The following is a 24081-nucleotide window of genomic DNA, read 5'->3' on the forward strand; positions in this document are numbered from 1 at the left end:
CTCCTCCTTATGTGCAATCCCGTAACCTCTAATCATTCTACTGTACGAACGACCGAGTTCTCGAGATAAATTAGTAATAACTAGGTGATTATACCAATATCCCTAGGCTTTATCAAGGTGGGCGATCATTTCACCGATAATCGCAGCAGAATTGTTGAGCGATTGCCTCTCGCGTTCGGTCAGTGGATAGCCCGTCAAAATTTTCACGCCGTCGCGGCAGATGGTCGATGGCAAGCCCAGTACGACATTGTCCAGTCCATATTCACCCTCAGCCAGCGAACAAACTGGATAGACCGTGTGCGTTGACTGACGTAAGGCCGAGACAATCTTAGAGACCACAAAGCCAATGGCAAAATACGTCGACTTCTTTGTCTCGATCACTCGGTAGGCGCGGTTACGGATTTTCTGCTCAATGCCCTCAATCATCTCCTCCGTAAAGCCCGGATATTCACGAATAGGTACCTCACCAATCTGCGCAGTCTCAATGGTCGAAAACGAAGAGTCGCCATGCTCGCCCAAGATGTAGGCATCAACCGCCTTGCTGTCGACATTTAGCGCGTCCGCCAGGTACGATTTCAGCCGTGCGGTGTCCAGAGTCGTTCCCGTGCCGAACACTCGGGTTTTCGGCAGTCCCGATTCCTTCAACGCTACATAGGTCAAGACGTCGACTGGGTTACTGACAACGATCAAATACGGCTTGGCGCCACCAGCCATAATGTTTTTGACAATGTCACGCATGATGGCAGCATTGACGCCGACTAACTCCAGTCGCGTCTGACCTGGCAGTTGCGGCGAGCCAGCGGTAATAACCACGATATCATCGTCGTTGATGTCACTATAGTTACCCGTACGTACCACTACATTGCGGTCAAGCCCCATGGCGTCGTTGATGTCCGCGGCTTGACCCCATGCCAAATCCGCATTGCGGTCGATCAATACAATTTCTTCAATCACACTGCGCAGCGCACAAGCATACGCCGTCGTCGCACCAACCATTCCGCCACCACCGATAATCACCAATTTCTGTTTATTCACCATATCTCCTTTTTCTTTTTACGTTAGATAGTTTAATTTTGTCATAAACATTATCACTTTGTCAATTGATTTTACTTTACATCAAAAAATATGTATAATATCGGTAATTTATCAACTTTTACATATTATCAATGGGAGGATATATGGAAAGAGGAATACAAACAAAGGAAGCGCCACGCACAGGCATCGCGAGAATGTACCGAGCGCTTGCCGCATTAGCTTTACTGCCGTCATGCTTCTTAGCCGGATGCGTAGAAGAGAAAGGAGTTGACGCTGGAAGCTCAAGTTCAACTCCATACAGCAGCTCTGAAACTGCTACACCTCAGCCGGAAAATAGCAATACTAAGAATCCGTCACAAAATAAAAAAGACGATTCTGCGGGAAAAATAGATATAGAAAAGAAATCAATGTATTACGCAAAATACGACAATCGCGAAGGATTTACAGCTTACTGCGTGGGAAGTAACTATGAAAACCCTCAAATAGCAGACTGCTCAGTATACTTGTGTGATGGAAACGACATGGTTCGGTTTGAATTCGATAATATAGATTTCACCGAACAAACCCAAAGAAAAAGAATACCTGAAGCCTCTGATCTAATGCTTAGAGCAGACACCTTAGCAAGACAATATGGGGATTATGCTCCAACCGAAACCTCAAAGAATGTAGCTGAATGTAGGGAGAAGAAAAGCAGCGTAGGACAATTTACCGAACCCGTATCTTTTCCACGCGGCGAGCAGGAGCAATATCTCTGCCTCCCTCAATTTACGGCCACAATAGACAATAAAAAAATGGGTATGAAGATTACAAAGATCACATCCGTCGACGAGAAAGACAACAACGGTCTGTACTATCCTCACTATACAGTTAATCTTTCTGAAGAATGTTTTGACATAAGAACTATCAACTAGGTATACACCATTGCAACAATATCAAAAAATCCCCCGGGTTACCGGGGGATTTAATTAGGCTTGTGCTATCAAGATTATTTGTTAATCTTTGTAACAACACCAGCACCAACTGTACGACCACCTTCGCGGATAGCAAAGTTCAAACCTTGCTCCATAGCGATTGGTGCAAGCAGCTTAACCTTGAAGGTTACAGTGTCGCCTGGCATGACCATTTCTTTGTCAGCTGGCAATTCAACTTCACCAGTAACGTCAGTTGTGCGGAAGTAGAACTGTGGCTTGTAGCCCTTTGAGAATGGAGTGTGGCGACCGCCCTCTTCCTTCTTCAATATGTAAACCTCAGCTTCAAACTCAGTGTGTGGAGTAATTGTGCCTGGCTTTGCCAAAACTTGACCACGCTCAATGTCGCTGCGCTCAATACCACGTAGCAAGACACCTGCGTTGTCACCTGCTTGACCTTGGTCAAGAGATTTCTTGAAGGCTTCAATACCAGTTACAACTGACTTCTGAGTTGGCTTCAAACCAACGATTTCAACTTCGTCGTTCAATTTAACAACACCCTGCTCGATACGGCCAGTTGCTACTGTACCACGACCCTTAATTGAGAAGACGTCCTCAATTGGCATAATGAATGGTTTGTCCATGTCACGTGCTGGCTCTGGAATGTAGCTGTCCATTGCGTCAACCAATTCCATAATAGCGTCTTCGTATTTCTCGTCACCTTCAAGAGCCTTAAGAGCAGAACCCTTGATGATTGGAGCGTCTTTGTCGAAGCCGTTCTTTTCAAGAAGTTCGCGAACTTCTTCTTCGATCAGCTCAACCATTTCTTCGTCAGCCATATCCATCTTGTTCAAGAAGACAACGATCTTTGGCACGCCAACCTGCTTTGCAAGCAAAACGTGCTCACGAGTCTGAGGCATTGGACCGTCAGTTGCGGCAATAACCAAAACTGCACCGTCAACCTGAGCAGCACCGGTGATCATGTTCTTGACGTAGTCAGCGTGTCCTGGCATGTCAACGTGTGCATAGTGACGATTCTTTGATTCATACTCTTGGTGTGAAGACGCGATAGTAATACCACGTTGCTTCTCTTCTGGTGCGTTGTCGATTTGGTCGTACGCAACAGGTTTGTTAACTGCGCTTGGTAGGCGCTTTGCCAACACTGCAGTAATCGCAGCAGTCAGCGTAGTCTTACCGTGGTCAACGTGGCCCATTGTACCAACGTTAACGTGCGGTTTGCTTCGGTCAAATGCATCTGCCATTTGTAGAAGTTCTCCTTATTTAATTATTATTTTTCACGCGGGTACAGTCCATTAAAAAGACCTCACGGCGTATGGGTTTAATTATAACGGTTTTCTAATCAGTTGTAAATAGCTTATTTCTTACTATAATACTTCGATAGAAACACGTCGCGAAACCCATAGAACGTGCCATTTTCCAGACTTTCGCGGATGTCATCAACTAGCTTAACGATAAATCGTTCATTATGGATAGATAGCAATGTGCCAGCCAAAGATTCGCGGGCATGGAGTAAATGACAGAGGTAAGCGGCGGTATAGTGGCGGCAAGTATAGCAATCGCAATTTTCCATAATTGGTTCAAACATCTCGCGGTATTTTTGGCCGCGCACATTGACCCGGCCAAACGGCGTATAGGCCGCACCATTTCTGGCCACGCGCGTCGGGCTGACACAGTCAAAGGTGTCAATTCCCTGCTCAATCGCCGCAAAGATGTCGTCCGGCTCGGAAATGCCGAGCAAATGCCGCGGCTTGTTCTCGGGCAAGATTTGATTGACCCACTGAATCGTCTGCGCCATGGTTTCCTTTTCCAGCGCGCCGCCAATGCCGTAGCCGTCAAAGTCCATCGTACCTAGAAACTTAGCGGTTTGTTTGCGTAAATCTTCATAATTCGCACCTTGCAGCACGCCAAATAACGCCTGATATGGCTTGTCGGGACGAGCTTCACGCAGACGTTTAACTTCCGCCAAACTCCGCTCCGCCCACGCATGTGTCCGCGCCAAGGCTTCCACTTGATAATCATATGGATCAATTAGCGAAGTCAGCTCGTCAAAAGCAAAGGTAATATCCGCGCCAATGCCCGCCTGAATCTGCATAGATAACTCCGGCGTAAATTTATGGTATGAGCCGTCTAGGTGCGACTTGAACATCACACCATTTTCATCAACCCAAGCGTGGCGCGATGATTTTTTAGCGATAGCGATTTCCTCATCAACATCCGTACTCATCGCTAAAACCTTCTTAAAGCCCGAGCCCAGACTCAACACCTGAAAGCCACCACTATCAGTGAATGTCGGCCCATCCCAGTGCATAAACTTGCCCAAATAACCAGCCTTTTCAATCAATTCATGTCCTGGCTGCAAATATAGATGATAGGCGTTCGCTAGCACCGCCTGCGCACCGACATCCGCCACCATCTCCGGAATCATCGCCTTGACATTGGCCTTAGTGCCGACCACGATAAACGCTGGCGTTTTAATATCGCCGTGCGGCGTATGAATCACACCAGTCCGCGCCAAGGTGTCATTAAATCGCGAAGTTATTTCAAGAGAAAATGGTTTTTGCTGCATAATCTGTCTGATTATATCATGAAATGTCCTGAGGATTATCGCGCGACAAGCCAACAATGTCACGAACTCTCACTAGATAAATCATGTCATCTTTAGAGTCTCCCAATATCAACGTAGGCTCCCCAAGGCTTAGTGGCAAATCTAAAATGTTTGATATTTGTTCAGTTAAATATGACGAGTCTTCAAGTTCTGGATTCCACAACTCCACCTTATCCGCTCGTAAAGTAAACGGTTCAGTCTCTTCGCCAACACCCACTTCTTTTAGGGTAGCGTCATTCCACGACACGGCACTCAGTAAGTCACCAGGTAGGCATCGATACGCCACAACCATACATTCGCCCTTAAACTCCCTTGGTTCACTAATAGTCCTAATGACACCACGGGACTCATCCTCATATTGCTTTAATATTTCTAATTGTTCCTCCAAGGAAAAATCATAAAAAATCTCGCTACCAAATACCTCACTCACATCCCGGGCAATATCATGCAGTAAATCAACAGCAAGCTCCAAATCCTCCGTGTCGCTATTTAAGCTCTCGAATCTTAATAATTTATCACGGCTAGGTATGGCGTATATTTTCCTTGATGAGCCACTTAAATCGTCATGAAGCAATAATTCAAGCACAGCATAAATGGCGCCGTCATACCTGACAAATTTCACTGCATTAAAATAAGCCCTATCACTATCAATGAATTCGTACTGTAATTTATTATTTGAACCACTTGGCGATATAACAAAACCCGAAAGACCAATAGTATCAAACCCAAGCTCATCAGGCAGTGCTTTATTAAGCGTTTTTATGTGATTACGGATAGTATTTGAAAAATATGGCTCATCCGTATACTTAAGATCTGTTGCCAGCTGCCAAGCTAATTGTTGAAACTCCTCCGCAAAAACTGTCTCAAACAAATCATTGCTATTATTATAGCCACTCTCATAAATTGGCAGAATATCAACTACGTCTTTTATGTCAATATAAAAAACCACCGAACTATCTTTTAGGTCAGCCACTTCCAAAATAGGACGATTATCTCGCCACACAAACAATGGCGCAGCTCCAAATAATACTTGCGCTCTTGCCTCAACATCAACACCGTATTCAATGCCACCAGCTCTTCGTCTATACGCCCGGCAATCTATTCTCACCTCAGTCCCCTGTGATATATCACCCAGCACACCATTTAGGTCATCAATGAGATATTCTCTGGACGCAACATCCCTAATGTCATTTTTCTCAACAGCTTCCTGAGTTTTATCAACATAATGACATAACTTACGAATATATCGAGGCAATACACTGTCGTCTGGAAATAATTCTGCCGACAAAATAGCTTGCGGATCAAGCGGAAAATAATAATCCTTTGACCCATCATTTTCTACAGTACGTACGCACAAGGCTGCCATTTCTTTAGTATAAGTCGCAAAAGGCGCTGAAATCTCAGAATCGTTTTCTAGGGATGATACCAAATCGACCACACCCTCAACAGCGCATAATTCATATGAACCATCTTCGGTCTGCCTATAGCCAACAACCCTCGCTCGCTCGCCTTCAATTTCGTCTGTGCGCATTACTCGCTCCACCTCACCAAGCGCCACAGCTTCTTTCTCGCCGCCAAGCTGCATATTAGCCGCAGCAATCTCTCGCCAATCATCTTTGGACAATCGACCAAGTAAATCAATACCTGTCCCAGCTTTTGGTAGTTCCATGTATGTATCGTATATTGCAATATGGCAGACTTCAAGCACAAGCATTGCCTCATGCGGTATACTATAACCATGAGCAAGAAAACCCTGGTTGAGCTTGATCCGTGGTTGGCGCCGCACGAGGATGTCATCAACGCCCGCGAGGCGTATGTTTCGTCGACGCTCGAGAAGGTTTTGAATGGAAAATCGCCGGCAGAGTTTGCGCTAGGGTTTCATCATTTTGGCTTACATCAGACGGCGGCGGGTTGGACGTTTCGTGAATGGGCGCCAAACGCCATGCGCGTAGTGATGGTGGGCGAATTTTCCGATTGGCAGGAGCGCGAGGAGTTTGCCTTGCGGCCTGGTACACATGGTGAGTGGAGTGTTGATTTGCCAGGGAGCGCACTGCACCACGGCCAGAAATATAAGCTGCGCGTCTATTGGCCAAATGGCGACGGCTGGCGGTTACCATCATATGCCACCTACGTCGTCCAGGATGATGATTCGGTGGATTTTTCGGCCATCGTTTGGCAGCCTGATGAGCCGTATCAGTGGCAGTATGACATTCCGCCTGCACCGCACGTACCGCTGATTTACGAAGCGCATGTTGGCATGAGCAGCGAGGAGGAAAAGGTCGCCAGTTTCAATGAATTTACCGCGGGCGTCCTACCGCGCGTCAAACAAGCAGGCTATAACACTATCCAGCTGATGGCCGTCGCCGAGCATCCATATTATGGCAGCTTCGGCTATCACGTCAGCAACTTTTTTGCCGTGTCATCACGGTTTGGCACGCCCGATGATTTCAAGCGGCTGGTTGACATGACACACGGACTGGGGCTGCGAGTTATCATTGACCTCGTTCATGCCCATGCCGCTAAAAATGAAGTCGAAGGCCTCAGCAATTTCGCAGGCAACCCGACGCAATATTTCAAGACTCATAACCATCCAGCGTGGGATTCGCGGCTGTTTGATTATGGCAAGCCGGAAGTGCTGCACTTTTTGGCCAGCAATTGCCGCTGGTGGTTGGACGAGTACCATGTTGACGGCTTTCGGTTTGATGGCGTGACCAGCATGTTGTATCACGACCACGGTTTGGGCAAAAGCTTCACCAGTTATGATGATTATTTTGGTGACGATGTTGATAAGGACGCACTGGTCTATCTCAGACTGGCAAATGACGTTATTCACGCCGTTCGCCCCGACGCCACGACCATTGCTGAGGAAATGAGCGGGCTGCCGGGCTTGGCGACACCGACTGAATATGGCGGTCTGGGCTTTAATTATCGATTAGCGATGGGCGCGCCTGACCTCTGGATCAAAACACTGAAGGAAAAGCGCGACGAAGATTGGGATTTGGGCGAGCTGGCTCACACGCTGAGTTCGCACCGCCCAGAGGAAAAAGTTATCACATACGCCGAGAGCCATGATCAAGCCTTGGTCGGCGACAAGACGCTGATTTTTCGGCTGATCGACAAAGCCATGTACTGGCATATGGATAAGGCCGACCCCGATCTGATAGTGGAACGCGGCATAGCCCTACACAAACTGATTCGACTACTGACCGCCGGGCTACACGGCGGCGGTTACCTCAACTTTATGGGTAATGAATTTGGACACCCCGAGTGGATCGATTTTCCGCGTCAGGGCAATCATTGGTCGTTCAAATATGCGCGGCGCCAGTGGAGTTTACGCGACAATAGTTTTCTCAAATACCAATGGCTGGGCGAATTTGACGCGGCGCTGATGAAGATTATTCAGAAAACTGACGGCGATGAAATCAGCCACCTTACAGTTTGTCACTCGAATCGTATAGTCAGTTTTATACACGGCGAATTTTTATTTGTTATTAATTTTTCCCCAGATAAATCCCAAACAGACTACGAATTGCCCACGGAAGCTGGCTCTTACCAATTGATATTAAGCACCGATGATAAAGCATTTGGCGGACAAGAACGTATCAGCCACAGCTCTCGCTTTTTCACCTCCCCAGTCAGTAATAATCACAATCTTAAAGTTTACCTGCCAGCCAGAACGGGAATTGTCTTACAGAAAGTTGACTAGGCCTTCTTTTCATCTATCCGATCCTCATCTTGACGTGTGATATAGGCAATGATGCACTCGTCAGGAATAGATATATAGGCTTCTGCTGGAGCTCTCTTGGCGGGCTATTTCTATTAGCATAAAATTTGTTACACTAAGTATTGTGAAGAAAAAAGTACCAAAAATTATCGAACAATCACTAGCCAGAGTGGCTAATTTTTATAGCTTTGAGCCAGTGCATGATTTAGAGAAAATTGACGACAGTTTAACGCCGAACATGAGAGCCCTGCGCATGACCATGACTATTGCTGAGCAACTCCTGAGTATGGGCGTGGTGTCGCGTGATGTAGTGCGCATGTCGCAAGGAATCACTCAGACCTACTGCCAGAAGCGCGTCCACATAGACATTAGTTATACATTGGTGACGGTTTCTCAAGATCGTGGCGTTAATCACGAACCGTTAACGATGGTGCGGGTCATTGTACCGGACGATCCTAATTACCAATTAATCCAAGCCTTGCAGCTACTAGCTCTTGATATTCGTCATAAACAACTTCCCTTAGAAGAAGCTGAGGAACGGCTGCAGCAGATACTTAAAAAACCAAATAAGCACTCCGGGTTAGTCGTTTACGCAGCGGGAGGTCTGGTTAGCGCCGGTTCAGTTACTTTATATGGCGGCAGTCCGCTAATGGCAGCCTTGGCGTTTTTACTGGGATTTTTAGCGACTGGTTTATTGCGCTGGCTGGGACATATCGGCGCACCACTTTTCTATTCTCAGGCTCTTGTAGCAATCTTTGTCACACTGACAGCGGCTGGTACGGCTTGGTGTAGTAATTATCTGGGACTGAGCATCAATACCACTTTGTTAGTGATTAGCGGAATCGTCCTGTTGGTGGCTGGACTGATGTTTGTTGGTGCATTCCAGGACGCAATTGATGAATATTACATGACAGCAAACGCCAGATTACTAAAGGTAGTAATGGCAACGGGTGGCGTGATTGCTGGCGTGATGGTCGGGCTTTATATTGCCACAAAGTTTGGTATTAATTTCCCAGCAACGCCAGATCGTTTGACTCTGGCAGACAAACATACACAATATTTGGGTGCCGGAATTATTGCGGCGGCATTTGTTTTAAGAAATCACGCAAAGTGGTTGGGCATGATTATTTCGGGATTGATTGCAATATTTGGCTGGTGGATTTCACGCTTAGTTATGAGCTTCGGATTTGATATCGTCACAGCCAGCGGCATCGCGGCAGCAGTCATTGGACTAGTAGCCGTCCTTACCTCCAGATTATGGAAATTCCCTTCTCTAGCTATAATCGCAGCGGGAATTGTCCCACTAGTCCCAGGGCTATCTCTTTACAACGGATTAATGGGAGTCGTGCTATATCCACCAAATAGCGTCAACTTCTTACCTGCTTTGGCCATCCTGGCCAGGGCAATTCTCATTGGCGTAGCGGTAGCAATTGGCGCATCTTTCGGTAACATAGTTGGTCGCCCAATCCGACGCCAATTAATTAACATTTTTCGTCGCATTACTCAAGCATAATGAAAGAAGATTTACCCCAATTCATCGGATTATCTGACTCCAGACTATTTCACATGCGCTCCGTCGCCTATAAATCATACAAGCTGGCCCGCAACGTTTTTAAAATGGAAGAGGATAAAGCGCGCAGCTTATTCGCAATGGGATTAATTCACGATTTTGCCTATGCCTTTGTTGAAAATCAAACAGAGCATGAACATGAGGGCGGTAGGATCTTGAGATTGTCCGGTTTTGACTGGGCCGACGCCGTATTTGACCACGGCAACCCTGATATAGAAAGCTGGACAGACGAGTTGTTGATCTTAAATCTAGCAGACATGACGACAGGCCCAAATGGCGAATCTCTGACTATGGATCAGCGACTGGTGGACATTAAAAATAGATACGGCCCCGAAAGTACGCAATCAACAAGAGCAATCAGACTGGCTAATCGTATCCATACGGAGTTAAATAATCGAAATCTGAAAATACCAAATCTATAAAGATGTAAGTCTAACCAAATAAAAATCCCCGGATTCATTCCGAGGATTTTTCTTTATCTTAGGAGATTATTTCGAGCGTTTTTCGATAATCTCCTGCGCCACGTTTGGCGGTACTTCCTCGTACTGCGCTAGCTCCATGGTGCTGGCTGCGCGGCCCTGCGACATCGAGCGGATGTCTGAGGTGTAACCAAACATATTTGCCAATGGCACAAATGCCTTGATCAGCTTGGCGCCGCCCATCAAATCCTCCATAGCATCAATGCGACCACGACGTGAGTTAAGGTCACCGATGATGTCGCCCATGAACTCTTCTGGGGTGGTGACTTCAACTTTCATGACTGGTTCGAGCAGAATTGGGGTTGCTTGCTTGATACCTTCACGAGCTGCCAAACTACCCGCCAATGAGAAGGCTAGTTCTGAGGAGTCGACATCGTGGTATGAACCATCATATAGGGTTGCTTTGACGTCAACCACTGGATAGCCAGCGATAACACCGCCCTCCAAAGTTTCCTTGATACCCTTCATGACAGCTGGGCGATATTCCTGAGGAACCACACCACCTTTAATCTCGTCAACAAACTCAAAGCCCTTGCCAGCCTCATTCGGCTCAAAGCGTACCCAGACGTCACCGTATTGACCGCGACCACCAGACTGCTTGGCGTGCTTACCCTGGACTTCAGCCTTGCCCTTGATTGACTCGCGGAAGGCCACTTGCGGCTCACCGATATTTGCTTCAACCTTGAACTCACGCTTCATGCGGTCGATCAAGATGTCCAGGTGCAACTCACCCATGCCGGACATGATGGTCTGACCAGTCTCTTCGTCAGTGTGAATGCGGAAGGTTGGGTCTTCCTCAGCCAGGCGCTGCAAGGCCAGCGCCATCTTCTCCTGGTCGGCCTTTGATTTCGGCTCAACGGCGATGGAAACTGGCGGTTCTGGGAACTCAATTGACTCCAAAGCAATTGGGTGCGCTGGATCAGTCAAGGTGTTACCGGTACCAGTATTCTTCAAACCAACCACCGCAGCGATGTCGCCAGCAGAGATCTTGTCAATGTCTTCGCGCTTGTCAGCGTGCATTCGAACGATACGACCGATACGCTCTTTGTCGCCAGTCGTGGTGTTCAGGACGTAGCTACCAGAGTTCAAGACACCTGAGTAGACGCGGATAAAAATCAGCTTACCAACAAATGGGTCAGTGGCGATCTTAAATGCCAAGGCGCTCATCGGTTCTTTGTCGTCTGGCTTGCGGCTCACTTCGTCGCCAGTCTTTGGATTTTTACCCCAAATCTCGTCAACATCCAGCGGGCTTGGCAGGTAATCCACCATCAGGTCAAGCACCTTCTCCACGATGACACCGCGGCCGTCACCACCAGTCACCAAGAAGAAGTCGCCAGCCAGCACACGCTTACGCAAGGCAGACTTCAGCTCGTCGATAGTAATTGCCTCTTCACCTTGGTCGAGGAACTTCATCATCAATTCATCATCAGCCTCAACAGCATTCTCCACCAACAAGCTACGGGCATTTTGGCATTTTTCCAACATGTCAGCCGGGATTTCCCCCTGCACCAACTCATGATCAGAAAAATCAGTGTAGGTGTAAGCCTTCATGTCAATCAGGTCAACCACACCGTTGATGGTCTTTTCAAAACCAATTGGGATGTGAATTGGGAAAGCTTGCTTGCTCAAACGGTTGTGAATTGACTCCAGAGATTTCCAGAAATCACCACCAGTCTGGTTAATCTTGTTGATAAAGCAGATGCGTGGCACGCCATATTTATCAGCCTGGCGCCACACTGTTTCAGATTGAGCCTCAACACCCATCTTACCGTCAAATACCGTCACAGCACCGTCGAGGACGCGAAGTGAACGCTCCACCTCAGCGGTAAAGTCGATGTGTCCTGGGGTGTCGATGATGTTGATCTTATGACCCTTCCAGAAACAAGTCACAGCCGCCGAGGTGATGGTAATACCGCGCTCTTTTTCCTGCGCCATCCAGTCAGTGGTGGCGCCGTCGCCATCGCCTTTGACTACACCGATTTTGTGGGTCAAACCGGTGCGGTACAAAATACCCTCAGTTGTCGTCGTTTTACCGGCGTCAATATGGGCAATAATACCAATATTTCTAAAATTTTTCAGCGGAACATTCGTCTCTGCCATAATTTTCCTTTATATTACGTTAATTTGTCGAGATCTTTGGTCAATTTTTTGGCACCAAAAAACTACTCTTGCGTTTTATTATATCAGTTATCTGTAATTTTGACTAGCTTTGAGCTGGCGGATTTTTAGATTCATCAGCCTCTGAAATCGACCCAGTAGGCGGATAATTGCCTGGAGGCTGAATAGGCGCCGGTGGATACTGACCTGGCGATTGTTGATAATAAGCCTGCGGCGGATATGGCTGTGAAGGTATGGAACTCTGCTGTGGTGGATATTGTTGTGGGGACACAGGACCTTGCTGATAGGCCTGTTGCTGATATGGTGACTGCTGCGGATACTGGCCGACTACATACTGCGGGTAGGCATTAAATTTTCGACGACTACTGACGGAAACGATAATGGCAATAATTGACACTACCAAGAACAATGCTCCCGTAGAGGCAATTACCACAACTACTACAACCATCACAGTGTCATTGTCCGTCTTATCTGTCTCAGACTTTTTATTCGCCCCAGCATCTGCTACGCCGCCAGACTCTTTGTCGGACTTTTTAGGTTCTACATAATCATCTGGGGTGTTAGAAGCTACATCAATCATCTTTGTGACTAGATAATTGCCGGAGTATTTTTTATCAAGCTTCTCAAACTTATCTTTCGCCTTAGAATATTTACCCTGAGAGAAATCCTCTAAACCATCTTTCCAGAGCTTAGTTAACTCACCGTTGGACGAAAGATTAACATTATTCTTTCTAGCCATACTCTTCAGATCAGCAATATCACGGAAAATACCACTCCCAAAACATAAATTATTCTTTTTATTGCTATTCGCACAGGCTGCGCCGCCATAAGTATTTAAACCCACTTGCTTACCGTCTTTATCAAAGGCGGGTCCGCCGCTATTTCCAGCGGCAATTTGTGCCGTCATTGAAAACAATTTATGACCACCAGCGTCTCTTCTCATGCCACTGACACTACCCTGAGTTACTGTTGGCACAGTCTTAGCTTGCTTTGTTTGTGTGCCATTATCAACAACTGCTGGATAGCCAATTGCCGTTACCTGATCGCCCTGAGACAAACCATTACTATCACCTAAGTCAACTGCTGGGAATTTACCGTCAATCTTTAAAATTGCCACATCGGTTTTGTCGCTATTTAAATCCATCCTAGCCTGTCGCAAATTGACTTCTGCATCAATCTTCTTAGCGCTAACGTTGGTCGGAGTCTTCTTCCATCTCGAAATTTCCGGATTACTTCTATCATGAACAATCGGGTCATTTGAGGTCTGGATAATATAATCATATCGATCATTTTCTGACCGAATATTATCAATCGGCACGTTATCAATAAGACCTTGGATGGCTGCCGTCGCAGACTGATCACCGCCCTGTGATTTTTTTATTAGATCAACTAGGGCTTGTCTGGTTATATAGCCAGCATTTATCATGAAATGACAATAAGTATCCCACTGTTCTCTTGACCGCAGCCCCCTGATCATACTCTGGTTGGCGACTTCTGTCACGTGGCCATTTGTAGCAATATAGCCATCATCCGAAACAATTGAGCCACTACCAATCCCCCCGCTACACAGACCGTTCAATCGCATAGTAGCACCATTTTGAGCTGTGTAAATCATATCGGCACAGCGTATTGTCCCAACACGAACTGTGGATATTTGGTTCCTGGCTACCACTTTAATAATAGATTTCTCATCTAAGGTACTTATGGTATTTGTAGTATTCTTATCCTTCGAGAAATTCTCCGCCTTGGCTAGAGTTATCCCCGAATTAGCCAAGCGAGACTCTCCATCATTAGCGCTAACCAGATAACTCTCGTCTGGCTGATGGAAAGTAACAGCACCCACTAACGACTCCAGCTGGTCAATGTATGGCTGCATATATACATTCTTACTCAGCGCAAATATCGATATCCAATACGGCCTACCATTCTGAACAGTCATATATATTGTGCTCTCGCCAGTTTTCTGCCACTTACCGTCATAGGTACTTCCATAATCCACGACCAGTTTCTTAAACTGCAGACCAGAAATTGTCACATCGCCAGTGCGATATTTCATATTTGGGTCTTTTTTCTTACGACTATTGATATCACCCTGAAGTAACAGATCTAAGTCAGAATATTTCTTAGTATCCTTATATTCGTCGGGCATTGTTGAGCGGTCAAAATAGTTCTTCTTGCGCGAAGTTGTAATCGAAAGCTCGGGCATAATTTTCGTAAGCGAAAAGTTACCATCTTTCTTATCTTTCTCTGGATTCTGCCGATATATTAATTTAAGAATTGCGTAAGCACGACTTTCATTTAGTTCATCTTCACTATATAAGTCGGCACGATATTCCTTACTGTTAGATTCTTTACGAAGAACGTGGCCTTCACCAACAAACGTTTCCTTATCATATTGCAACGAAAATCCGTACTTAGAGACAACCCTACGATAATGCTGAGAGTTTTCCTCAGAAAGTAAGTCCTGAATCTTCTTCTTTGCCGAGCTACTAACGTTGGACGAGCGATTATTATTAAGAACAACGACCCCAACAATAATTGAGGCCAAAAAGACTACACCTAGGACGATCGCTAATATTCTTAATTTCTTAATTGATTTTTGATCCATCTTATTACTACCTTACCTATAATTCACAAATTGCAGTGGCGTGTCATAATCATTTTCACGCACTAAACTAATGACTTTTTGTAATTCATCTTTTGAAGAAGAGGTAACGCGGATGAGATCGCCCTGAATTTGTGGCTTAGCTTTTAGGGTATTGGTGCGAATATCCGCAGCGATCCGTTTTGCCATCGCCTGATCAAGACCCTGCTTAAACGGTATCTCCCAGGTAGTTTTCAGATTTGAAGTAACTTTTTCCTTAGTGAGGTCTAGAGATTTGCTTGACTGACCACGAGCCGCCAACTTCTTACGCACAATATCCAGTACCGCATCAACTTGCCACTCATTATCACCAGTAAGCTTCAGACCTTTCCTATCATCCAGCCAGTCAATTCCAGCACTCGTCCCCTTAAAATCATACCGCCCTTGGATCTCTTTTTCCGCCTGCATGAATACATTATTCATCTCAGCTTTATCAATTTCTGACACAATATCAAATGAAAAACTTGCCATTTATCCTCCTGTTTTCTCTATTATAACAAAAATCGCCCCTTCTACGGAGCGATTTTCTAATTTTGCACCTAGGCAATGATTAGCCACGAGCAAAGTGCGCAAAGGCGCGGTTGGCTTCGGCCATCTTGTGGGTGTCTTCCTTCTTCTTGAAGGCAGCACCAGCTTCGTTGTAGGCGTCAACGATTTCCAGTGCCAAACGCTGTGAGTATGGCATACCACTGCGAGCACGAGCTGATTGTACTAGCCAGCTAAACGCGTAGTGTAGCTGCCGGTGTCCCTGGACTGGGAACGGAATCTGGTAGTTGGCACCACCGACGCGGCGGCTCTTCACCTCAAAGTTTGGACTGACGTTTTTCAAGGCTTTTTCAAACACTGCCAACGGATCTTCTGAATCCAATTTCTTCGCAGCAGTTTCCAGGGCGGTGTAAACAGCACGCTCGGCTGCCAACTTCTTACCGTCCAGCATTGATTTGTTGATCAGGCGCTGCACCAGCACGCTTTGGTAGCGGCGGTCAGGCTTGAGTTCACGTTGTAGTTTCTTGGTAACTTTACGAGGCATGATTACTTATCCCCTTTCTTGGTACCGTACTTTGAACGGCCCCGCTTGCGGTTGTTGACACCTTGAAGGTCCAAGGCACCGCGTACGATGTGATAACGCACACCTGGAAGGTCAGGCACACGTCCGCCGCGGATCAAAACCACAGCATGCTCCTGCAAGTTGTGGCCTTCACCGCCGATGTAGGCCCAGACTTCGTAGCCGTTGTTCAGTTTTACACGGGCAACTTTACGCAAAGCTGAGTTTGGTTTCTTTGGCGTCTTGGTCGTCACACGCACACAGACACCACGCTTGAGCGGTGCATTTTGGTCGTAGTAACGCGTTTTCAGGGCGTTATGAATGCGACCCAGTGCTGGCGACTTGGACTTTTTCTTAGCCGTTTGACGCGGTTTACGCACCAATTGGTTGATAGTTGGCATCCAATTTCTCCTTGGTTGAATTACTAATTATGGCGATTTCGCCTGATTTACGGCTTGGATTCAGCAACTCCGCCCCGTGTCTATACCTTTTCTGCCGAGCATGCAGCCTGTACACATTCAAGCCACCGCTTGCTCCGAAAAGAGGAAACTCTGATGAGATTATAGCATAGATTGCGTGCAATTGCTATAGAAAACCGCCCCGTAGCCATCGGAGCGGTTTTCTAGGAAAGGAGGTCGGTTGGCCTACACAGCCACAACCGATTCCTCTTCCTGATCGTCAGCGAACTCGTCCTCGCTTGGCTCGTCGGTTTCCGTCTCTTCGACAGCGCCCGTTCCCACTGGAATCTTGCGGCCGATGATAACGTTTTCCTTCAGGCCATGCAAGTGGTCAGCGCGACCAGATACGGCAGCGTTGATCAGCACGCGAGTAGTGTCCTGGAAGGACGCGGCTGATAGCCAAGAGTCGCTCCAGATGGACACCTTGGTGATGCCGAGTAGTAGCTGAGTGTAGCTGATGAGGTTCTTACCCTCAGCAGCCAGTTGCTTGTTGGTGTTCACTACCGCAGCCTTGGAGACGATGTCGCCAGTCACAAAGTCGCTATCACCCGCATCTTCGATCTGGACGCGACTGAACATCTGGCGAACGATGATCTCCAGGTGCTTGTCGGCCACATCCTGACCCTGAGCGGCGTAAATGCGCAGGACTTCGTTAATGATGTAACGCTGCGTGGCTTCGACGCCCTTGAGACGCATCAAGTCGTGCAGATTTAATGAACCGGCTGTCAAGCGGTCACCAGCCTCGACGACGTCGTTAGCTTTAACTACCAATTGCATAGTGCCTGGGATTTCGTAACGAGCTGGCGCACCAGCTTCAGCAGCGATCACCAAGGTGTCTTCAGCTGCCTCAACCACACCGTCAAATGGTGCGATGAGCGGGCGAGTGTCGCCTTCGCCAGTTGCCAGTACGTCGCCAGCTTTGACGCTTGAGCCAGCCTTAACCACGACGGTTCGGCCGTCTAGCGGCAAGCGCTCAACGTTGCCGGACTCTGGCGTAACTTGGACGATGTACTTCTTGCCATCTTCCCAAACGTCAACTAACCCGGCAATTTCCGTAACAAACGCCTGACCCTTTGGTGTGCGCGCCTCGAATAATTCTTCAACACGCGGCAGACCTTGGGTGATGTCACCGCCAGCCACACCAGAGTTGTGGAAAGTACGCAGAGTCAACTGAGTACCTGGCTCACCGACTGACTGAGCAGCGATAACACCGACTGGCTGATGATTACCAACCAATTTACCGGTTGACATGTCAACGCCGTAGCTGCGCTGCGGAATGCCGTTGAGGTTGTTGGTCGACAGGACTGATTGGATCTTGACGCTCTGGATACTTTCATCGTCATCGATTGAGTCAGCGATTTCCCGGGTGATCAATTCGTCCTTGTTGACGTGACCCGGAATCGTCTCAGCGGCATAACGGCCAGCCAAGCGGTTCGAGAAGTCGATCATCGTTTCCTCAGTTTCTGAGCGGTAGATTGCATAGCCCTCGTCGTCACCTTCAGCGTCCTCAACCGTGAAGACGTCCTGTGCCACGTCGACCAAACGACGAGTCAAATAACCTGAGTCAGCAGTCTTCAACGCGGTGTCGATCAGACCCTTACGCGCACCACGAGTCGCCACAAAGGCCTCCAGGCTGGACAGACCACCAGTGTAGGAGCTACGGATTGGCAGCTCAATTTCGTGGTTAGTTGCGTCCATCTGAATACCAATCATAGCGCTCGCCAGCTTCACGTTGGAAATATCACCACGAGCACCAGAGTTAACCATCATGGAAATACTGGTGTCCATATGTGCTAGCTGTTCCTTCAAGAAAGCGGTAATCTTATTGTCAACGTTTCGCCAAGCGTTCACCGTCAAGTTGTAACGCTCTTCTTCGGTAATCAGACCTTGGTCGAACTGCTCAGAAATCAAAGCTGCCTTGGCGTCACCCTCAGCCACAAACTCAGGGATCTCATCAAAGTGCACGTAATCGGTCATACCTGTTGACACGGCCGCAGTTGTCGCAAAGCGGAAAGCTTGCCCCTTCATGCGGTCAGCGATTTTGGCAGTTTCCTCGGCACCATACTTGTTAAAGATTTGCGCCAATACCTTCTTCAGCTGTTTCTTAGTCTGAACGTTGTTGTCGTAAGGGAAGTCCTCTGGCAGAATCTCATTAAAGAAGACACGGCCCAAAGTTGTCTGGCGCATTTCGCCCTTGGCAAAAATACGGATTGGGGTTTGCAATTGAATTGCGCCCTTATCGTACGCCATCTCTGCCTCGTAGACAGAGCTGTAGGTTTTAACATCGTCAGTCTGAGCTTGCGGCTTGTCGTAAGTTAGGTAATAGTTGCCCAGCACTATATCCTGTGAGATATGTAGCACTGGCGCACCGTCAGCAGGCTTCAGCAAGTTGGCAGTTGCGCTCATCAATTCGCGAGCCTCGGCCTGAGCCTCCTTTGATAGTGGCAAGTGAACGGCCATCTGGTCACCGTCGAAGTCAGCGTTAAACCCAGCACAAACTAATGGGTGCAGTTGGATAGCTTTTCCTTCGACTAGAACTGGCTGAAAGGCCTGAATTGACAAGCGGTGCAAGCTTGGTGCACGGTTAAGTAGTACGTACTTACCTTCAATTGCTGAATCAAGCGCGTCCCAAACCACTGCCTCGCCAGCCTCAATCAGACGTGAAGCTGAGCGAATATTATGCGCAAATTCGTTCTTAATCAGCCAACTAATGACAAATGGCTTAAATAGCTCCAGCGCCATTTGTTTTGGTAGACCGCACTGATGAATCTTCAATTTCGGACCAACCACGATCACAGAACGACCAGAATAGTCAACACGCTTACCAAGAAGGTTCTGACGGAAACGGCCCTGCTTGCCCTTCAGCATGTCACTCAAGCTCTTTAGGCTACGGCGACCACCAGTCGAACTCACAGCGCGACCACGCGATGCTGAATTGTCAATCAAAGCATCAACTGCTTCCTGCAGCATACGCTTTTCATTGCGCTGAATAACTTCTGGCGCGTTAAGCTCAATCAACTTCTTCAAGCGGTTGTTGCGGTTAATAATTCGGCGATACAAGTCGTTCAAGTCAGATGTCGCAAATCGACCACCAGACAACGCCACCATCGGACGAAGATCTGGAGGAATCACTGGTAGAACCGTCATACACAAGCTGGACGGCTTAATGCCGGCAGCTTCCATACTCTCCAGCATCTTCAACCGCTTTAGTAGTTTCTTCTGTCGCTGGCCCTTCGCGCCTTCTGCTTCTTCGGTCAATTCCGCAATTAGCTTTGGCAAATCAATATTGTCCAGAAGCGACTTCACTGCACTAGCGCCCATGCCAACCTCAATCAGTTCGTCATACTCTTCCGGCAAATTACGATATTCAGTCTCTGAAATCAGCGCGCCCTTATTTAAGCCTTCCAATTGCGACTTCTTACCGACGTAATTTTCTTCCAGCTCCTCAACTTCGCGGCTCTGTTCCTTGGCTAGCTGCTTGATATCAGCACCATCTTCCTCAGCCATTTTTTCGTAGCGAAGTTTGATAGCTTTACGAGCCAAATCAGTTTCCGCTTCCAAATCTGCCAAATATTGATCACGAGTTTCTTCGTCAACATTCAAGATAACGTAAGTTGCAAAGTAAACAATCTTCTCAATATTACGGACCGTCATGCCGAGTAGCTGACTCATAGCGCTTGGTGTGCCACGCATAAACCAAATATGCGCCACTGGAACTGCCAATTGGATGTGGCCCATTCGCTCACGACGAACGATTGATTTGGTGACAAGCTCACCGTTCTTATCAACCGCAGCTTCGCGTGAACGTACGCCCTTTAATTTTGAGTCGTGTGGATTGATATCCTTAACCGGACCGAAGATTCGCTCGCAGAACAATCCGTCGCGCTCTGGCTTTTGGGTGCGGTAGTTAATTGTCTCTGGCTTCAAAACCTCGCCGTAGCTCCATTTCAGAATGTCTTCTGGGCTAGCTACCGCCAAACGAACCGCGTCAAAATCGCTGATGCCCGTTGCGTTAAATGCAGAATTTGCCATCTTACGCGTCCTCCTTTATTTCTTCTACTTCATCAATATCTTGCACGCTCATACCACCATCAATTTCACCGATGTCGTCTGATTCGTCCAAGTATACTTCTTTCTCTTCTTCATCGTCAGTAGCTACAGTCTTATCCTCTGGGCCACTTGAAGCGATAATATGCTCAGCGTCAACTGTCGCTTCGTCATCAACTAAGTCAACCCGAAGACCCAGACCTTGAAGTTCCTTAACCAAAACGTTGAAGGATTCTGGCAGTTTTGGACCGACAATCGGTTCGTCTTTGATGATTGACTCGTAAGCCTTAGCACGACCGTAAACGTCGTCGGATTTAATTGTCAACATTTCCTGCAAGGTTGCAGCAGCACCGTAAGCCTCCAACGCCCAAACCTCCATCTCGCCGAAGCGCTGACCACCGTTTTGAGCTTTACCACCGAGCGGCTGCTGAGTGACCATGGTGTATGGACCCGTTGAACGGGCGTGAATCTTGTCAGAAACCATGTGGTGCAATTTGATCATGTGCATCACACCGACTGTGGTGCGCTCCTCAAAGGCTTCACCAGTACGGCCATCAAATAGTTGACTCTTACCATCACGTGCTAATCCTGCTTTTTCTAGTTCATCAGAAATCTTCTCGCTTGGAACACCGTTAAATGACGGAGTTGCCACGCGGTAGCCTAATGCTCGCGCCGCCATACCGAGGTGTGTCTCAAACAGCTGACCAAGGTTCATGCGGCTTGGCACACCGAGTGGGTTCAAGATCACATCAACTGGCGTACCATCTTCTAGGAACGGCATATCCTCAACTGGCAGAACTTTTGCTACAACACCCTTGTTGCCAAAGCGTCCGGCCATCTTATCACCAACACCAATCTTTCGCAGCTGAGCCACAAAAATCTGGATCTGCATCAAGACGCCAGCTTTCAATTCATGGCCATTCTCACGGCTGAAAATCTTCACGCCGACAACTTTACCGCCGCCGGCATTATTCATACGCTGTGAGGTATCGCGAACGTCCTTAGCCTTTTCACCGAAAATGGCGCGGAGCAGGCGTTCCTCAGAGCTCAGTTCTTGTTCACCCTTTGGTGTAATTTTACCAACCAAAACATCGCCCGCCTTAACCTCAGAACCAATTTGGACAATTCCATTCTCGTCCAAGTGGCGCAGACTTTCCTCAGAAACGTTTGGAATATCGCGCGTCACAATCTCCGGACCAAGCTTCGTCTCACGGACCTCAACGGTGTAATCCTTAATATTGATGCTGGTCAATCGATCATCTTCAACCAAACGACGGCTCATGATAATCGCGTCTTCCATGTTGTAGCCACCCCATGGCATGAAGGCTACCAACAGGTTCTTACCTAGGGCAATTTCGCCACCAGCAATTGAGGCGCCTTCAATCAGAATATCGCCCTTCTTCACCTTATCACCACGCTCAACGCGAACTTTTTGGTTGTAACAACGATCATCATTATTCTTCACAAAGTGCTTCAGAGTGTAAATCTTTACACCGTCAGCATATTTAACATGAATCTCGTCCGCATCAGCACGAACAACTTCACCGTTTGCCTCAGCCTGGATTAAGTGGCCACTATTTTCAGCCACAGCCTTCTCAATTCCAGTACCAACAGTTGCTGACTCCGGAGTAAGAAGTGGCACAGCCTGACGTTGCATGTTTGAGCCAGTCAAGGCGCGGTCAACACGAGTCTTCTCAATGAACGGGACCAACGCTGCAGTTGAGCCCAGAATCTGACGGTGAGCTGCGTCCATGAAAGTAACTTGGCTAGCGTCAACCTGTGATGGCTGCATATTATTACGAGCATTAACGCGCTCATCGCGGAAAGTACCATCCTCATTCAGAACTTCACCAGCGTCAGCGATAACTTCACCGATTTCCTGTGAAGCGTCCAGATAAACAAGCTCATCGGTCACGCGACCATCTTTGACGCGTAGATATGGAGTCTCAATAAAACCATATTCATTAACTCGAGCATAAGCCGCCAAGTTCAATACCAAACCAACGTTAGCACCTTCTGGTGTTTCCACTGAACAGATACGACCGTAATGTGTTGGGTGAGCATCACGAACTTCAAATCCAGCACGCTCACGACTCAAACCGCCAGGGCCAGTCGAACTCAAGCGTCGCTTATGACTCAATTCTGACAATGGGTTAACCTCGTCAAGTAGCTGTGACAACTGGCTTGAGGTAAAGAATTCACGCACTGCCGCCACAATTGGACGAGCGTTGATCAATTGGCTCGGGCTAACACTTTCCAGATCAGCCACACTCATACGGTCCATGGCGTTGCGCTGCATTCTGAGCATACCAACGCGGAACTGACGGGCAATCAGCTCGCCAACCAAACGAACGCGGCGATTATTAAGCGCGTCAATGTCATCAGCTGGCTCCTGAGTGTTGTTAAGACGAATCACTTCACGCAGAATTGCCACCAAGTCGCTCATCTGCAACGTACGATTTTCAGTCGTATTAGCAACATCAAGACCCAAGCGCTGATTGATCTTATAACGACCAACGCGGGAGTAATCAAACCGCTTGAAATCAAAGAACATCCGCTCAATCATCTGGCGAGCATTGTCAACCGTCGCCAAATCACCTGGACGCAAGCGACGATAAACCTCAATTAGCGCCTCATTCGCACCACGCGCCGTGTCCTTGTCTAGGGTTTCCTCAATGTATTTCACGTCGCCCGTGTCAATATCAGCAAACAATTCCTTAATTTCGCTAGTCTTTGGATAGCCCAAAGCACGCAGCAATGTCGTTGCTGGAATCTTGCGGCGGCGATCAATCTTCACGTAAATCGCACCATTAGAAGCCGTCTCAAACTCCATCCACGCACCACGGCCTGGAATAATCTTTGCGCCGTAATAGTTACGACCAGCCACAGTTTCAGCTGTGAAGAATACACCCGCCGAACGAATCAGCTGGCTAACAACTGCACGCTCAGTACCGTTAATAACAAACGTACCACGATCGGTCATCCATGGATATTCACCAAGGTAAATTTCTTGCTCCTCAACCAGACCAGTTGTCTTGTTGGTCAATTCAACCGTCGCGTGCAGAGGCGCTTCAAATGTCAAGTTATTTTCTTTAGCAAACTGGTCGGTGTTTTTCGGCTCGCCAAAATAATATTTGCCGAATTTCAATGACAACTTTTGACCAGTATAGTCGTCAATTGGATTAACTTCTGAAAATATCTCACTCAAACCTTCTTCGACGAACCAGCGCCAAGAATCTTTTTGGTGAGCGATTAGGTTTGGCAGCGACAGGGCGTTGTCACCAGAGGTGAAATAGACGCGCTCGCTGCTTGTGGATGGTTTTTTTGCCACAGGCGTAAACACTCCTCGCTTTATTTAGTGGTTGATAGACGGCCGTGAAGATCCCTAATCCATAGCCTAAAATCACGATTTGCCCGCTCGCAATTT

At 47.6% G+C, this 24081-nt stretch carries 16 protein-coding genes; 4 read left to right on the plus strand and 12 right to left on the minus strand.

Going from position 1 to position 24081, the window contains the following annotated elements; translation table 11 throughout:
- Window positions 1-102: 102 nt before the first annotated feature.
- Window positions 103-1038, minus strand: a complete 936-nt coding sequence (locus TM074_RS01975; protein WP_368999944.1) for an L-lactate dehydrogenase — start codon at window positions 1036-1038, stop codon at window positions 103-105.
- A 140-nt stretch (window positions 1039-1178) separates the two neighbouring features.
- On the opposite strand from TM074_RS01975, the gene TM074_RS01980 reads away from it, so the two are divergent.
- Window positions 1179-1946, plus strand: a complete 768-nt coding sequence (locus TM074_RS01980) for a hypothetical protein (protein ID WP_368999946.1) — start codon at window positions 1179-1181, stop codon at window positions 1944-1946.
- 74 nt (window positions 1947-2020) lie between these two features.
- On the opposite strand, the gene tuf is transcribed toward TM074_RS01980, so the two are convergent.
- From tuf to TM074_RS01995, 3 genes are all read right to left on the minus strand, one after another.
- Window positions 2021-3205, minus strand: a complete 1185-nt coding sequence (gene tuf / locus TM074_RS01985; protein ID WP_129630995.1) for an elongation factor Tu — start codon at window positions 3203-3205, stop codon at window positions 2021-2023.
- A 113-nt stretch (window positions 3206-3318) separates the two neighbouring features.
- Entirely contained in the window at window positions 3319-4530 is a 1212-nt protein-coding gene (tgt, locus tag TM074_RS01990; protein WP_368999949.1) for a tRNA guanosine(34) transglycosylase Tgt, read from the minus strand.
- A 16-nt stretch (window positions 4531-4546) separates the two neighbouring features.
- Entirely contained in the window at window positions 4547-6283 is a 1737-nt protein-coding gene (locus tag TM074_RS01995; RefSeq protein ID WP_368999951.1) for a hypothetical protein, read from the minus strand.
- A 24-nt stretch (window positions 6284-6307) separates the two neighbouring features.
- On the opposite strand from TM074_RS01995, the gene TM074_RS02000 reads away from it, so the two are divergent.
- The 3 genes from TM074_RS02000 (at window position 6308) to TM074_RS02010 (ending at window position 10285) form a co-directional block, all read left to right on the plus strand.
- Window positions 6308-8275, plus strand: a complete 1968-nt coding sequence (locus TM074_RS02000; RefSeq protein ID WP_368999953.1) for an alpha-amylase family glycosyl hydrolase — start codon at window positions 6308-6310, stop codon at window positions 8273-8275.
- Between the two features lie 142 nt (window positions 8276-8417).
- Entirely contained in the window at window positions 8418-9806 is a 1389-nt protein-coding gene (locus TM074_RS02005; protein WP_368999955.1) for a threonine/serine exporter ThrE family protein, read from the plus strand.
- On the plus strand, window positions 9806-10285 hold the full coding sequence (locus tag TM074_RS02010; protein ID WP_368999957.1) for an HD domain-containing protein: 480 nt from the start codon (window positions 9806-9808) through the stop codon (window positions 10283-10285). The genes TM074_RS02005 and TM074_RS02010 overlap by 1 nt, the downstream gene beginning before the upstream one ends.
- Before the next feature lie 66 nt (window positions 10286-10351).
- Here TM074_RS02010 and fusA read toward each other — a convergent pair whose 3' ends face one another.
- The 8 genes from fusA to TM074_RS02050 all read right to left on the minus strand — a co-directional run bounded on the left by fusA (window position 10352) and on the right by TM074_RS02050 (window position 23985).
- On the minus strand, window positions 10352-12442 hold the full coding sequence (gene fusA / locus TM074_RS02015) for an elongation factor G (RefSeq protein WP_368999959.1): 2091 nt from the start codon (window positions 12440-12442) through the stop codon (window positions 10352-10354).
- 103 nt (window positions 12443-12545) lie between these two features.
- A complete protein-coding gene (locus TM074_RS02020) occupies window positions 12546-15068 on the minus strand; it encodes a trypsin-like peptidase domain-containing protein (RefSeq protein WP_368999961.1) in 2523 nt (840 codons plus the stop codon).
- Window positions 15069-15080: 12 nt separating this feature from the next.
- Window positions 15081-15575, minus strand: coding sequence for a YajQ family cyclic di-GMP-binding protein (locus TM074_RS02025; protein WP_368999963.1), 495 nt, complete (start codon window positions 15573-15575; stop codon window positions 15081-15083).
- A gap of 79 nt (window positions 15576-15654) precedes the next feature.
- Complete coding sequence (rpsG, locus tag TM074_RS02030; protein ID WP_138079010.1) at window positions 15655-16134, minus strand: 30S ribosomal protein S7; 480 nt, start codon at window positions 16132-16134, stop codon at window positions 15655-15657.
- 2 nt (window positions 16135-16136) lie between these two features.
- On the minus strand, window positions 16137-16550 hold the full coding sequence (gene rpsL, locus TM074_RS02035; RefSeq protein WP_039327447.1) for a 30S ribosomal protein S12: 414 nt from the start codon (window positions 16548-16550) through the stop codon (window positions 16137-16139).
- The gene (locus tag TM074_RS02040; protein ID WP_368999967.1) at window positions 16522-16671 is read right to left on the minus strand and encodes a hypothetical protein; all 150 of its coding nucleotides are present in this window, start codon (window positions 16669-16671) and stop codon (window positions 16522-16524) included. The genes rpsL and TM074_RS02040 overlap by 29 nt, the downstream gene beginning before the upstream one ends.
- Before the next feature lie 122 nt (window positions 16672-16793).
- Entirely contained in the window at window positions 16794-20639 is a 3846-nt protein-coding gene (gene rpoC / locus TM074_RS02045; protein WP_368999969.1) for a DNA-directed RNA polymerase subunit beta', read from the minus strand.
- A 1-nt stretch (window position 20640) separates the two neighbouring features.
- Window positions 20641-23985, minus strand: coding sequence for a DNA-directed RNA polymerase subunit beta (locus TM074_RS02050; protein WP_368999971.1), 3345 nt, complete (start codon window positions 23983-23985; stop codon window positions 20641-20643).
- Window positions 23986-24081 lie beyond the last annotated feature (96 nt).

Origin of the sequence: Candidatus Nanosynbacter sp. TM7-074, from assembly GCF_041006295.1 — a bacterium.
Lineage (GTDB): Bacteria > Patescibacteriota > Saccharimonadia > Saccharimonadales > Saccharimonadaceae > Nanosynbacter.

Coding starts and splice junctions, on each gene's coding strand:
- TM074_RS02010 (WP_368999957.1), top strand. CDS start 9,806: ATGAAAGAAGATTTACCCCAATTCATCGGATTATCTGACTCCAGACTA.
- rpsG (WP_138079010.1), bottom strand. CDS start 16,134: ATGCCTCGTAAAGTTACCAAGAAACTACAACGTGAACTCAAGCCTGAC.
- rpoC (WP_368999969.1), bottom strand. CDS start 20,639: ATGGCAAATTCTGCATTTAACGCAACGGGCATCAGCGATTTTGACGCG.
- TM074_RS02020 (WP_368999961.1), bottom strand. CDS start 15,068: ATGGATCAAAAATCAATTAAGAAATTAAGAATATTAGCGATCGTCCTA.
- TM074_RS01975 (WP_368999944.1), bottom strand. CDS start 1,038: ATGGTGAATAAACAGAAATTGGTGATTATCGGTGGTGGCGGAATGGTT.
- rpsL (WP_039327447.1), bottom strand. CDS start 16,550: ATGCCAACTATCAACCAATTGGTGCGTAAACCGCGTCAAACGGCTAAG.
- TM074_RS01995 (WP_368999951.1), bottom strand. CDS start 6,283: ATGCTTGTGCTTGAAGTCTGCCATATTGCAATATACGATACATACATG.
- TM074_RS02000 (WP_368999953.1), top strand. CDS start 6,308: ATGAGCAAGAAAACCCTGGTTGAGCTTGATCCGTGGTTGGCGCCGCAC.
- TM074_RS01980 (WP_368999946.1), top strand. CDS start 1,179: ATGGAAAGAGGAATACAAACAAAGGAAGCGCCACGCACAGGCATCGCG.
- tuf (WP_129630995.1), bottom strand. CDS start 3,205: ATGGCAGATGCATTTGACCGAAGCAAACCGCACGTTAACGTTGGTACA.
- fusA (WP_368999959.1), bottom strand. CDS start 12,442: ATGGCAGAGACGAATGTTCCGCTGAAAAATTTTAGAAATATTGGTATT.
- tgt (WP_368999949.1), bottom strand. CDS start 4,530: ATGCAGCAAAAACCATTTTCTCTTGAAATAACTTCGCGATTTAATGAC.
- TM074_RS02025 (WP_368999963.1), bottom strand. CDS start 15,575: ATGGCAAGTTTTTCATTTGATATTGTGTCAGAAATTGATAAAGCTGAG.